General features: G+C 59.6%; 10 protein-coding genes. 3 read left to right on the top strand and 7 right to left on the bottom strand.

Annotated elements, in window-relative coordinates:
• The first annotated feature begins 177 nt into the window (after positions 1-177).
• Entirely contained in the window at positions 178-963 is a 786-nt protein-coding gene (locus tag GRH90_RS08835; RefSeq protein WP_162365576.1) for a hypothetical protein, read from the top strand.
• Positions 964-1,017: 54 nt separating this feature from the next.
• Here GRH90_RS08835 and dinG read toward each other — a convergent pair whose 3' ends face one another.
• Complete coding sequence (dinG, locus tag GRH90_RS08830) at positions 1,018-3,159, bottom strand: ATP-dependent DNA helicase DinG (RefSeq protein ID WP_162365575.1); 2,142 nt, start codon at positions 3,157-3,159, stop codon at positions 1,018-1,020.
• A 275-nt stretch (positions 3,160-3,434) separates the two neighbouring features.
• Here dinG and GRH90_RS26225 point away from each other — a divergent pair, with 275 nt between their 5' ends.
• The gene (locus GRH90_RS26225) at positions 3,435-3,539 is read left to right on the top strand and encodes a YohO family small membrane protein (RefSeq protein WP_246235948.1); all 105 of its coding nucleotides are present in this window, start codon (positions 3,435-3,437) and stop codon (positions 3,537-3,539) included.
• Positions 3,540-3,556: 17 nt separating this feature from the next.
• Here the strand turns inward: GRH90_RS26225 and GRH90_RS08825 are convergent, their stop codons facing one another.
• The 6 genes from GRH90_RS08825 to bglX all read right to left on the bottom strand — a co-directional run bounded on the left by GRH90_RS08825 (position 3,557) and on the right by bglX (position 10,544).
• Positions 3,557-4,288 carry an ABC transporter permease gene (locus tag GRH90_RS08825; protein WP_162365574.1) on the bottom strand — a complete coding sequence of 244 codons (732 nt, stop codon included), beginning with the start codon at positions 4,286-4,288 and terminating at the stop codon, positions 3,557-3,559.
• A gap of 1 nt (position 4,289) precedes the next feature.
• On the bottom strand, positions 4,290-5,228 hold the full coding sequence (locus tag GRH90_RS08820; RefSeq protein ID WP_162365573.1) for an ABC transporter ATP-binding protein: 939 nt from the start codon (positions 5,226-5,228) through the stop codon (positions 4,290-4,292).
• Positions 5,225-6,376, bottom strand: coding sequence for an ABC transporter permease (locus tag GRH90_RS08815; protein ID WP_162365572.1), 1,152 nt, complete (start codon positions 6,374-6,376; stop codon positions 5,225-5,227). Before GRH90_RS08815 ends, GRH90_RS08820 begins: the two co-directional genes overlap by 4 nt.
• Before the next feature lie 30 nt (positions 6,377-6,406).
• On the bottom strand, positions 6,407-7,291 hold the full coding sequence (gene osmF, locus GRH90_RS08810) for a glycine betaine ABC transporter substrate-binding protein OsmF (protein ID WP_178113092.1): 885 nt from the start codon (positions 7,289-7,291) through the stop codon (positions 6,407-6,409).
• A 236-nt stretch (positions 7,292-7,527) separates the two neighbouring features.
• Positions 7,528-8,070, bottom strand: coding sequence for an isopentenyl-diphosphate Delta-isomerase (gene idi, locus GRH90_RS08805; RefSeq protein WP_162365570.1), 543 nt, complete (start codon positions 8,068-8,070; stop codon positions 7,528-7,530).
• A 182-nt stretch (positions 8,071-8,252) separates the two neighbouring features.
• Positions 8,253-10,544 carry a beta-glucosidase BglX gene (gene bglX / locus GRH90_RS08800; protein WP_162365569.1) on the bottom strand — a complete coding sequence of 764 codons (2,292 nt, stop codon included), beginning with the start codon at positions 10,542-10,544 and terminating at the stop codon, positions 8,253-8,255.
• Between the two features lie 297 nt (positions 10,545-10,841).
• Between bglX and dld the strand changes: the two genes are divergently transcribed.
• Positions 10,842-12,575 (top strand): D-lactate dehydrogenase, encoded by a 1,734-nt coding sequence (gene dld, locus GRH90_RS08795; RefSeq protein ID WP_162365568.1) that lies wholly within the window; start codon positions 10,842-10,844, stop codon positions 12,573-12,575.
• The last annotated feature ends 194 nt before the right edge of the window (positions 12,576-12,769 follow it).

Genomic DNA, 12,769 nt, shown 5'->3' with positions numbered 1-12,769 from the left:
CCGGTAAATGCCTCGAAAGCTAAATAAATGCATGATATAAAAAAAACACTATTTTAATTTACCCACATTGTTGGTTAATATGAGGCAAGCGCTATGCATATAACGAATATAAATCCATCCTCATATACAAAAATCATGTCCTGCGCCGCGGGCCAGGTTAAGCTCAGAACCCACGTATTGACTGCGCTGGTAAAAAAACTGGCCAATGCCAGGAATAGTTCGGCAAGAACGGCGGGCAAATCCGGCATGGAGGGCGAGGACGGTTATAGTGAAATGGAAACAGGCGATAGCATGGCCGCGCCGGCCGCCGGGGACAGCGGCGGTTCGCCGTCGGACCGGGGTTTGTTGTCTTTTATGCGCGCCCTGGCTGGCTGGAATGGTAAACACTATGATCTTATCTCCGCGCAAAAAAATTCAGATGATGCGGCCGAACGGCCCCAGCTGACAACATTTACCTCCCTGGAAGTATTAAACGACCGGCCTATCGATCGTGAAGCGTTTATTACCCAAACCGCGCAAGCCGTGGTAAAGGAAATGAAATCCGGCTTACTGAATAACCCTGAAGATAGGCTGGGATGGCAATTACAGGAATTCGCACTTTATCTGCCGGCGCGAATTAATAAAACCATTGATAGTGCCGTCGCCACCAGGCTCCAGGAAAATAAACCTGTTAGCTTTGGATCCACATTCAAACGGGATATTCTCCAGCAGGCCATGACCGATGTGGGTATTTGGCATAAATATTCCCATATCGCCAAAGTGGAGGACGGCTCCGCGACGTCCACCGGGGCGGTGGTAAGGCAGTTTATGAATAACCATCAGATGGATTGCCTCGACCTGATCCATCCCATCGCCGACCGGGTGTATGAAACGCTGTTCAACTGCCCGGGACATGTGGAACAGGTAACCCGAGCCGCGGAAAATGCCATTGCGCAGAAGCTGGAGGGTGAAAGCCACGCCTGAGCATGCGGCGCCGTCCACACTTAGCGGAAGTATTGCCGGGAGCGCGGCGTCCCATCAGCCCTTAACCGGGATGTGACCGGGTGGAGCCCCGGCCGGCGCGGGCATCGCCGGCTGCTCGATGGGAAATACCGGCAGCGCCGCCAGCAGGCGCGCGCCGTAGGATTTGGTGATAAGCCGCCGGTCGTAAATCACAATTTCGCCGGTACACTCATGGCTGCGGATCAGCCGGCCCACCTGCTGGATCAGGTTAAACGACGCGCTGGGCAGGCTTTGCACTTCAAACGGGTGCCGCTTCTGGCTTTTCAGCCATTCCCCTTCGGTCAGGATCACCGGGCTGTCGATAGGCGGGAAGGCAATTTTATGGATATGCACCTGGGTCAGTAATTCACCTTTGAGGTCCAGGCCCTCGGCAAAGGACTGCAGGCCCATCAGCACGCTGGTTTTGCCCTGATCCACCCGCCGGCGGTGTTCCTCGATTAACCGGTAGCGCGGCTGGTCGCCCTGGACCAAAAGCTGCAATCGCAGGTCGGTCATATGGGTGAGGAACAGCTGCATCGCGCGATTGCTGGCAAACAGCACCAGAAGGCCGTGATGCGCGCCGGCGGCCAGTTGCGCGCGAAAGAACGCGGCCATTTCGGCGATATGCTCCGCTTCCCGCGCCATCACCGGCTCGTAGCGCATCTGCGGGATTACCAGTTTGCCCTGGCGGCGATGGTCGAACGGCGAGCCGAGGGTAACAAAACGATCCCCGGCCCGCTCCTGCAACCCCGACAGTTCCTGCAGCCGGGCAAAGCTGTTGAGGGAGCGCAGGGTGGCCGAGGTCACCACCGCGTGGGGGATCCTGGACCACAGCAGTTTTTCCAGCTGATCGCTGACCCGGATGCCGACGCAGTGCAGGAAAATATGCGCGCCGCTATCGTGCATTTCCCGGGTCAGCCATTTGGATATCGGCGCATTGGACGCTTTCTCCTGCGCCGCCAGTTTCCATAACCGGCTGGTCGATTCCCAATAGCCCAGGGTGCGGCTGGTTTGCAGCAGCGCCTGGTGCAGGCGCACGATATCCTGCTTGCCGGTCTTCTCGGCCAGATCGTTGAGCAGGAATTCGGTCAGCATGCGCAGCGCGTCGGTAAGCTTATGCAACCTGGCGGCCAGCTCTCCCATGGCGGCGGGCAACTGGCCCATTTCAAAGCGGAATTCGGCCGCCACGCGGTCCTTCGGCAGGAAGGACACCGCCTGCAGTTCAAACTGCGCCACCAGTTCCTGGATTTCGGCGCAGTGATTCTTCAGGCGTTCGCCGCCGCTGAGCAGGGGCGGCTTGGCCGGTTTGAACTGCGCCAGGATCTGCTCGGTCTGGCGCATGAACAGTTCCAACTGGTGGGCGACAAAACCGATGGTGATTTCGCCGCTTATTTCCAGCGCGTCACGCGCCACGTCGGGCAGGTGATGCCCTTCATCGAGCACCAGCAGCATATGTTTCGGGTTGGGCAGCACCGATTCGCTATCCAGCGCCGCCATCACCAGCGCATGGTTGGCCACCACCACATCGGCGCTTTCAATCTCCTTGCGGGCAAGAAAAAACGGACACTCGCGGAAATAATGGCAATTACGCCCGAGACAGTTCGCTTTATCGGTACTGAGTTTGCCCCACAGCGCGTCGCTGACCGACTTGGGGTAGTGGTCGCGCAGGCCATCCCAGGCAAAACGGCCCAGGTCCTGCTGCATTTTGCCGCACAACGTGCGCTCTTTTCCGTCGGCCGGCACCAGGCCGTCATCGAGGAACAGTTTCAGGTCGCCCTGGAATACGCTGTCCGCCGCCATCGCCGCCAGGTTGCGCGGGCAGACGTAACGCCTGCGGCCGAAGGCGGCGGTATATTTTAAATCAGGAATCAGCTTTTTCAGCAGCGGCAGATCCTTACTGAAAATTTGGTCTTGCAGCGCCACGTTGGCGGTGCTGACCACCAGGGGTTTCTGCTCGGCGCGGCTGATGGCGATGCCGGGGATCAGGTAAGACAGGGTTTTGCCCACGCCGGTTGGCGCCTCGATCACTAAATGGCGTTCGATATCCCCGGACAGCGCCTTCGCCACTTCGGCAATCATCTGGCGCTGCGGCGTACGGGATATGAAATCCGGGATATGTTTTTGCAGCGCTTTATACCAATCATGGATTTGCGCCTTGGTAGCGACGGACAGCGGCATGAACCAACATCTTTTTAATAGAGGGGCGGCTATTGTCCCACAGACCGGCCCCGGCGTCAGCCTTATGCTGTATATATCTTCAGTTGACCGCCGGAATTGGAAGCGGCATCCAGCACATGCCCGGGATGTTTCCGCTACGCGCTGGCCCGATTTCCTGGATGTTTACCGCAACGGTAGCATACGCCGCCGGCAGCCATTACATCCGCTTACCGACGGCGCTTGTTTCGCTCGCCGCAGCACTTATAATGTGATTACTTACGGTATTGAGGATCGGTATGAATCTTATCAAAACGGGTGTGTTCGGCCTGATATCGCTGTGCGCCCTCGGCGCCATCGGCGGCGTGATGTTGGCCGGTTATATTGTTATCGTCCACAGCTGAGGGTTTCTCCACCGGCCTCAGGGGCGGTGAAAACAGCGCAGCCAGCGCTCGAACAGCATATCGCTTATCACCGCCAGCAGGGCCACCAGCACGGCGCCCTGCAGGATATAGGCGGTATTAAAGCCGCTCAGGCCGATGATAATCGGCGAACCGAGGGTTTTGGTGCCGACGGTGGAGGCAATGGCGGCGGTGCCGATATTGATAATCACCGAAGTGCGGATGCCGGTGATGATAACCGGCGCGGCCAGCGGCAGTTCCACCCGGGTCAAAATCTGCCGGCGGCTCATGCCGGCGCCGGTCGCGGTTTCCAGGATGGAGCCGGGCACCGTTTCGATACCGGCAATGGTGCCCTGCACGATAGGCAGCAGGCCATATAGCACCAGCGCGATAATCGCCGGCTGCTCGCTGAACCCCATTACCGGCACCGCGACGGCCAGCACCGCCACCGGCGGAAAGGTCTGGCCGACCGCCACGATGGTTTCCACCAGCGAACGAAACTCTTTACCCGCCGCCCGCGTCACGCCGATGCCGGCGCCGACGCCAATCGCCACGGCGATAAGGCTCGACATCAGCACCAGTTGCACATGGGCCCAGGCCAGGGACGCAAAGCTATCCTGCAGATAGACCGGACGATCCAGCGCCGGAAACAACTGCGAGAACAGCCAGTCCAGCCGCGTCATGCCGAACATCAGCGCCAACAGCAGCAGCACGCACCATAATAACGGATCGGTGATTATCCGGCGCAGCATGCTATTCCTCCACCGCCGGCTTGACCAGATCGCGGAAATGCAGCACGCCGATAGGCCGCCCCTGCTCATCCACCACCGGCAACAGTTCGGTCTGGCGGGAAACAAACTCCGACAGGGCTTCGCGCAGGGTCATGGCGGCCGCGATCGGCTTGCCCGGCAAGCGCTCCCCTTTACGCGCATGGGCGCCAGCCGCGCCCAGCGCCAGTAATTTTATGCCGATATCGCTGCGGCCAAAAAAATCACGCACAAACGCGTTGGCGGGCCGGGTCAGCAAATGGCGCGGCGAACCCTGCTGGATCACCTGCCCCTGATCGAGCAGGACAATGCGATCCGCCAGCGCCAGCGCTTCGTCAATATCATGGGTCACCAGCACCACCGTGCGGCCGGACAGCTGGTGGATACGGGCGATTTCCGCCTGCAGCGAGGCCCGGGTGACCGGGTCCAGCGCGCCGAAGGGCTCATCCATCAGCAGCACCTCCGGATCGGCGGCCAGCGCGCGCGCCACCCCGACCCGTTGCTGCTGCCCGCCGGAAAGCTGGTGAGGATAACGACCGCGAAACCGATCGGCGTCCAGATGCAGCAGCGCCAGCAGTTCGCTGACCCGATCGCGAATTTTTGCCTTCGGCCATTTCAGCAACTGCGGCACGGTGGCGATATTTTGCTCAACCGTCCAGTGCGGGAACAGGCCGATGGATTGAATGGCATAGCCCATGCGCCGGCGCAGCTCCTGCGGTTTGAAACTGTGGATTTCATCGCCGGCGAATAAAATCTTGCCCTGGTCGTGTTCAATTAAGCGGTTGATCATCTTGAGCGTGGTGGACTTGCCCGAGCCAGAAGTGCCAATCAGCACGGTAAACTCGCCCTCGGCAATATTCAGGTTCAGGTTTTCCACCGCCGGCTTGCCGTGAAAGATTTTACTGACGTGTTGAAATTGAATCATTGGCGCACCGTCTCGAGAAAAGAGATGATCAGTTTAAACAGGGTGTCCACCAGCACCGCCAGGGCAATGGCCGGGATCACCCCCAACAGCACCAGTTCCAGCGCGCTGCTGAGCAGGCCCTGGAACATCAGCGCGCCAAAGCCGCCGGCGCCGATCAGGGCGGCAACCATGCCCATGCCGACGGTCTGCACGGCAATGATGCGAATCCCCGACAGGATCACCGGCAACGCCAGCGGCACCTGGATACGGCGAAATATCTGCCCCCAGGTCATGCCCATGCCCAGCGCGGTTTCTATCACCTCGGCGGGCACCTGCTGCAAACCGGCGTTAACGCTGCGCACCAGCGGCAGCAGGGCGTACAGCACCAGGGCGATCAGCGCCGGGGCCAATCCGATGCCGCCGATGCCCGCCGCGCGCAGCCACGGCCAGGCGGCGGCCAGGCCGCTGAGCGGCGCTATCAGCAGTCCAAACAGCGCGATGGCGGGTATGGTCTGGATAATATTCAGGGTGGAAAACAGCGCCGGGCGCCAGCGCGCCGAACGATGGCAAAGCAATCCCAGCGGAATGCCGATAATAATGGCCGGGACCAGGGTGCCGAACAGCAGGGTCAGATGCTCGCCCAGCGCCTGCTGGAAGATATCCTGCCGATTGGCGTACTCTTTAAACAGCGACAGCTGATCCAGCCGACCGGTCAGGATCAGCGCCGCCGGCGGCAACCAGATTTGCGCGTTGGCCAATACCCGCAGCGTATGGCTGGCGGTGGCCCGGCCGATGGCGTCGGCGGCAATCAGCAGGCACAGGACAATCATCAGCCAGAAGCCGCTGCCAAACGAGGTGCGTACCAGGCTCCCGCCCTGCCCGGCCAGCTGCGCGGCCACCACGCCGGCCAGAGCCGCCAGGCAGAACAGCAACAGCTCCGCCAGCACCACCACCAGCACCTGCATCCGGCGGGAAGGCGTGACAAAACACAGCCCGGCGAAGGCGGCGGCCGGCGCCAGCGGCAAAAACCATACGCCGCGCATCAGGGTGATAAACCCAATGCCCTGGCCGGACATCAGGCGGTTCGGCGCATAGTTGACAAACGGCAGCACGGCGCCCGCCAACACCAGCAATACCGTCAGGGTCAGCAGGACAGGGTTTTTAACCACGGCGGGATATTCCCCCGTGCGCCTGGAGGGTTACGATTTCACAAATCCCTTTTGCTTGAGGTAATCCGCCGCCACCTTGCTGGCGTTTTGCCCTTCCACCGCAATGCTGGCGTTCAGCTTTTGCAGCGTCTGGGTATCGAGCGAGGCGAATACCGGCTTAAGCCAGACCACCATATCCGGGTGCTGTTTCAAAACCGCTTCGCGCACAATAGGCGCCGGGGCATAAATCGGCTGCACGCCGTCAGGATCGGACAGGGTACGCAACCCGAGCGCGGCCACCGGCCCATCGGTGCCGTAGGCCATGGCGGCATTGACGCCGGAGGTCTGTTCGGCCGCGGCCTTCAGGGTCACCGCGGTATCCCCGCCGGCCAGCGACAGCAGCTGATCCTGCTGCAGTTTAAACGCATAGGTTTTTTCAAAGGCGGGCAAGGCGTCGGGGCGTTCGATAAATTCCGCCGACGCCGCCAGTTTAAACTTGCCGCCCTCTTTGAGATAACGGCTTAAATCAGTCAATGAGCCGATGTTTTTACCTTTGGCCAGGTCCTCGCGGATGGCGATGGTCCAGGTGTTATTGGCCGGCGCCGGGTCCAGCCAGACGATATGGTTTTTGTCATAATCAAGTTGTTTGACTTTTTGATACCCCGCATTGACATCTTTCCAGGCGGGATCTTTTTCATCGCTGAAGAAAAAAGCGCCATTGCCGGTATATTCGGGATAAATATCAATTTCACCGGAGGTGATGGCCCCGCGCAATACCTGGGTAGTGCCCAGCTGGGATTTATTAATGGTTTTCACCCCATGGGATTCCAGGACCTGGACGATAATATTGCCCAGCAGCGAACCTTCCGTATCGATTTTAGACCCCACCCGCACCGGCGCGTCGGCCGCCTGGACGCCGGCGGTCATGCCCAGCATGGCTGCGGCAAGGCACAGAGCTCGTCCGTGATGAAAAAAATTACCCATGATTTTTTTTCCTCTCAGAGGTTATGGTTAAAATATCCGCCATGGATCGGCGTTCAATAGGTTTCTGAAATAATAGTTCAAATTAAAATTTATTCATTGATGAAGAAAGCATAACCCTAGATCGTAAAGCGCGGGAGCAATATAGGATCTAATGATTCACCGGCGGCAATATGACCGGCAGGTTAATATCAACATGCGCGCTCAAGCCGCATGAATTCGATGAAATGCCGCGGTATAGCGGAAATCGTCAGCTTAAACCAGGGCGTGAACATCGCGGGACATTGGTTGATATCCGCCAGCACCGCCGTCAACGCCTGGTAGCGCCAGGCCATGGCCTCGTCGGGATTGAGATTGGGCGCCTGGGCGCTGATGCCGAAAAATACATGGTCGAACTCATGTTCAATCAGGCCATTGGGCAGCGGCAGACGGTATTGCAGATCAAACATCGGCGTCAGGACGCAGCGCAGGCCCATTTCTTCGTGCAAACGACGGTGGGCCGCCGCCAGGGTATCCTCTTGGGGCGTGGGATGCCCGCAGCAGGTATTGCTCCATAATCCGCCGCAGTGGTACTTGGCGGCGGCGCGCTGCTGGAGCAGCAGTTCCCCTTGCGGGTTAAACACGTAGACCGTAATCGCCCGATGCAGCAGCCCCTCGCGGTGGGCCTGGAGTTTTTCCATCCGGCCCACGCACCGATCGCGTTCATTGACCAGGACCACTTCGGTAAACGCCATGATATTGCCTCGATAAGCCGGACTTATGGATTATTTTACCGGGAGCGGCCGAAAAAATCTGTGCCATAACGGGGTATTAATGTTAACCCGGTTTTTTTTTTGCAATAAAGCATGTCCGGGGGACATGCTTTATTGTCGGCAAACCTGCGCAGGGTCCTGCCCGTCATGCCCGCAAGCACATTTTACAACAGGGTGAATCGCGTGGTCTTGACCCTGGCCGAATCCAGCCCGACCATCACCTCGAACTCGCCCGGCTCGGCGGCGAACCGCATCTGCTGGTCATAGAATTTCAGCGCGTCGGCATCCAGTTTGAAAGCCACCGTTTTGGTTTCGCCGGCCTTGAGGAAGACTTTCTGGAAGCCTTTCAATTCCTTGACCGGACGACTCGACGATGCCGCCACGTCATGCACGTACAGCTGCGCCACGGTATCGCCGTCGCGATCGCCGGTATTGGTCAGGGTTACGCTGACGGTGATGCTGCCGCCGCGCCGCAGGGTCGGGCTGGACAGCGTCGGCGCCGATACGCTGAAGGTGGTGTAGCTCAGGCCGAAACCAAACGGATAGAGCGGACCGTTGGCCTCATCATAATAATGCGAGGTGTATTTATCCGGCTTGTCCGCCAGGTAAGGCCGGCCGGTGGGGAGATGATTGTAGTAAATCGGGATCTGGCCCACCGAACGGGGAAAGGACATCGGCAGCTTGCCGGACGGGTTATAATCGCCAAACAGCACGTCGGCGATGGCGTTGCCGCCTTCGGTGCCGCTGAACCAGGTTTCCAGCATGGCGTCCGCCTGCTGATCCTCACGCACCAGCGCCAGCGGACGGCCGTTCATCAGCACCAGCACCAGCGGCTTGCCGGTGGCTTTCAGCGCGTCGATAAGCGCGCGTTGGCTATCCGGGATAGTGATATTGGTACGGCTGGACGCCTCGTGGGCCATGCCCTGGGATTCCCCCACCGCGGCGACGATCACATCGGCATTGCGGGCGGCCTTGACCGCTTCGTCTATCATCGCCCGCGGCGCGCGCGAATCGTTCTGCACCGCCCGATCGTATGAATTCAGGTAAGCCAGCATATCCTTATGGTCGGTAATGTTCGCGCCCCTGGCATAGACAATGGTGGCTTTATTCCCGGCGGCGTTGCGCATTCCCTGCAGCAGGGTAACGGTTTGCCCGGGACGGCCGGCCGCCGACCAGCTGCCCATGATGTCCCGCTGGCTGTCCGCCAGCGGACCGACCACGGCAATGGTACCCTGCTTTTTCAGCGGCAGGGTATGCAGGCGGTTTTTCAGCAATACCAGGCTCTGGCGCGCCACCTGCCGGGCCGCGTCACGATGCAGGCGGCTTTCGGCATTGGTATCCTGCGGGTCGCTGCCCACCGGTCCCAAATGGCTGTATGGGTCGCGGAACAGGCCCATGTCGTATTTCACGTTAAGCACGTGGCGCACGGCTTCATCGATTTCCTGTTGGCTGACGTCGCCGCTTTTCACCAGCTGCGGCAGGTAGCGGATAAAATACTCGTCGCTCATGCTCATATTGATGCCGGCGTTAAGCGCTATTTTTACCGCCTCGATCGGTGAACTGGCGACGCCGTGTTTGATCAGTTCCTTGATGGCGCCATGGTCGCTGATGGTAATGCCGGAAAAATGCCACTGTTTGCGCAGGACATCCTTCAGCAACCAGGAATCGGCGGTGGCCGGAATGCCGTTTACCGTATTAAGCGCCACCATCACCCCGCCGCTGCCGGCGTCCAGGGCCGCCTTATAGGGCGGCATATAGTCCTGGAACATCCGCTGCGGGCTCATATCGACCGTGTTGTAGTCACGCCCGCCTTCCACCGCGCCATACAGGGCAAAATGCTTCACCGAGGTCATCAGCGCATGGCGTTCGCCCGGGTTTTTGCCCTGGATCGACTGCACCAACGCCCGGCCGATTTCCGCGGTAAGGAAGGTATCTTCCCCCAGCCCTTCCGAGACCCGGCCCCAGCGCGGATCGCGGGTCACGTCCACCATCGGCGCCCAGGTCATGTTAAGCCCGTCCTCGCTGCCCTCGAAGGCGGCGATGCGCCCGCTGGTGGCTACCGCGTCCAGGTTCCAGCTGGAGGCAAGGCCCAGGCTGATGGGAAATATGGTGCGCTGGCCATGGACGATATCATAGGCAAAAAACAGCGGTATTTTCAGCCTGGGCAGTTGCATGGCCTGATCCTGCATCTTGCGGATATCCTGGCGGGTCACCGTATTGAAGATCGCGCCCACCTGGCCGTTTTTGATCATTTCGCGAATCGCCTCTTTCGGATTCTCCGGCCCGACGCTGATAAGCCGCAGCTGGCCGATTTTTTCCTCTAGGGTCATTTTTTGCAGCAGCGCGTTGACGTAGGCGTCGCGCGGCAAATCAGGGGAAGGAAGCTGGGTGTTGTCCGCCAGGGCGGGATGAAGCGTTAATGCTGTCAGCAGGCTAAGTGAACACAGCCATTTCATATCGTTGTTCTCATACTCGGGAAAGCGGACCGGGCCGGACGCCCGGTACGGAAGTTCTGGTCAATATGCCACGGGGCATCGCAGAGCTCAGTGTAGACCATCACGAACCGGATCGGGTATGGTTAAATTATTGAAAGCATGTGTTTCTGGATGTCGATTTTCATTAAATTCCCATTGGCATTATTCCCGGCGTATATTCATAGATCAGACGAGCCAGTTCAGTGCATCATATTCCGGGGCGTCATGCCCGCCCGGGGATATAAAGTTAGTCTACCCCGCAGAGCAAGGGATATCGTTATGCCGCAAACTTCGCCTTACCTATCACATGCGTTTATAGAACGGCTTACCGCCATTGTCGGCCAGCGCCATGTCCTTACCTCCAGCCGCCAGACCCAGCGCTATTGCAAGGGATTCCGTTCCGGCAGCGGACCGGCGCTGGCGGTGGTCTCGCCCGACTCGCTGCTGGCGCTGTGGCGGGTGCTGGAAGCCTGCGTGGCCGCCGACAAAGTAATTATCATGCAGGCGGCCAATACCGGCCTGACCGAAGGCTCCACGCCCAACGGGACGGATTACGATCGCGAGGTGGTGGTGATCAGCACCCGGCGCCTGGGCGGGGTGCAGTTGCTCGACGAGGGCCGGCAGGCGGTGGCCCTGGCGGGCAGTACGCTGTATACGCTGGAAAAACTCCTGAAGCCCCTGAAACGGGAACCGCATTCGGTCATCGGCTCCTCCTGCCTGGGCGCGTCGGTTATCGGCGGCATTTGCAATAACTCCGGCGGCTCGCTGGTCAAGCGCGGCCCGGCCTATACCGAGATGGCGCTGTTTGCCGAGGTTGCCCAGCACGGCCAGCTGCGGCTGGTCAACCATCTGGGCATTGATTTAGGCGCCACGCCGGAACAGATATTGACCCGGCTGGAGGACCAGCAATACTCGGCGCTTGACGTCCATCCCGCCGATCATGCCTGCTCCGATCATGATTACGCCGGGCGGGTGCGTGACGTGGACGCCGATACCCCGTCGCGGTTTAACGCCGACCAGCGCCGGCTGTTCGAGGCGTCGGGCAGCGCCGGCAAGCTGGCGGTGTTCGCGGTGCGCCTCGACACCTTCCCCGCCGAAACCCGGCAGCAGGTATTCTATATCGGCACCAATGACCCGCAGGTACTCACCCGGCTGCGGCGCGACGTGCTGTCCGGTTTCGCCAACCTGCCGGTGGCGGGCGAGTATATGCACCGCGACTGTTACGATATCAGCGCCACCTACGGCAAAGATACCTTTGTCATGATCAACCGGCTGGGCACCGATTGGATGCCGCGGATGTTCCAGCTCAAGGGGCGTATCGACGCCACGCTGAACGCCCAGTCCTGGCTGCCGCCGCAGCTCAGCGATCGTTTCCTGCAGTTGGCGGGCCGCCTGTGGCCGCAGCATTTGCCGCCGCGCATGAGGACGTTCCGCGATACCTATGAGCATCATCTGCTGCTGAAAATGTCCGGCGACGGCATCAATGAGGCCGAGGGGTACCTGAAAAACTTTTTTGCCCGGGAGCCGGGGGATTATTTCATCTGCACCGACGACGAGGGCGGCAAGGCCTTCCTGCACCGGTTTGCCGCCGCCGGGGCCGCGGTGCGCTACCATGCGGTTCACGGCGCCGAGGTGGAGGATATTCTCGCCCTTGATATCGCCCTGCCGCGTAATGAAACCCAATGGTTCGAGACCCTGCCGCCGGAGATTGACCGGCAGTTGGTGGCCAAACTCTATTACGGTCATTTTATGTGCCATGTATTCCACCAGGATTATATCGTGCGCAAAGGCGTCGACAGCCATGCGCTGAAAGAACGGATGCTGGAACTGCTTAACCAACGCGGGGCCGAATACCCGGCCGAACATAACGTCGGCCATCTTTACCAGGCCAAGCCGGTGCTGGCGGCGTTCTATCGGCAAAGCGACCCCACCAATACCTTTAATCCCGGCATTGGTAAAACCACCAAATTGAAACAGTGGCGCGAGCAGGGCGACGGGCATAACCCGTCCTGAGGACGGCGCTTTATCGTGGCAACCCCATGCCGCCCTCACTGGGGGCTTGGCAAGCGCGATGACCTTTGCAATACTGCTTTGGTGTTACAAGTCATGATCGGTCTATACAAGCGCTGACAATCGCTTAAGGCGCGTCAGCCCGATGGCAATGCCGGCCCGCTTTTCGCCGGTAATCATGATGTTCAGGGATGATC

This window comes from Acerihabitans arboris (assembly GCF_010131535.1).
In the GTDB taxonomy this organism is placed as follows: Bacteria; Pseudomonadota; Gammaproteobacteria; order Enterobacterales; family Enterobacteriaceae; genus Acerihabitans; species Acerihabitans arboris.
This window is presented reverse-complemented; position numbering and strand designations above follow the sequence as displayed.

Bases quoted from the DNA above. Each gene is read 5' to 3' on its own strand.
- GRH90_RS08825 (WP_162365574.1), bottom strand. From the start codon at position 4,288: ATGCTGCGCCGGATAATCACCGATCCGTTATTATGGTGCGTGCTGCTG.
- GRH90_RS08820 (WP_162365573.1), bottom strand. From the start codon at position 5,228: ATGATTCAATTTCAACACGTCAGTAAAATCTTTCACGGCAAGCCGGCG.
- osmF (WP_178113092.1), bottom strand. From the start codon at position 7,291: ATGCTGGGCATGACCGCCGGCGTCCAGGCGGCCGACGCGCCGGTGCGG.
- GRH90_RS26225 (WP_246235948.1), top strand. From the start codon at position 3,435: ATGAATCTTATCAAAACGGGTGTGTTCGGCCTGATATCGCTGTGCGCC.
- dinG (WP_162365575.1), bottom strand. From the start codon at position 3,159: ATGCCGCTGTCCGTCGCTACCAAGGCGCAAATCCATGATTGGTATAAA.
- dld (WP_162365568.1), top strand. From the start codon at position 10,842: ATGCCGCAAACTTCGCCTTACCTATCACATGCGTTTATAGAACGGCTT.
- idi (WP_162365570.1), bottom strand. From the start codon at position 8,070: ATGGCGTTTACCGAAGTGGTCCTGGTCAATGAACGCGATCGGTGCGTG.
- bglX (WP_162365569.1), bottom strand. From the start codon at position 10,544: ATGAAATGGCTGTGTTCACTTAGCCTGCTGACAGCATTAACGCTTCAT.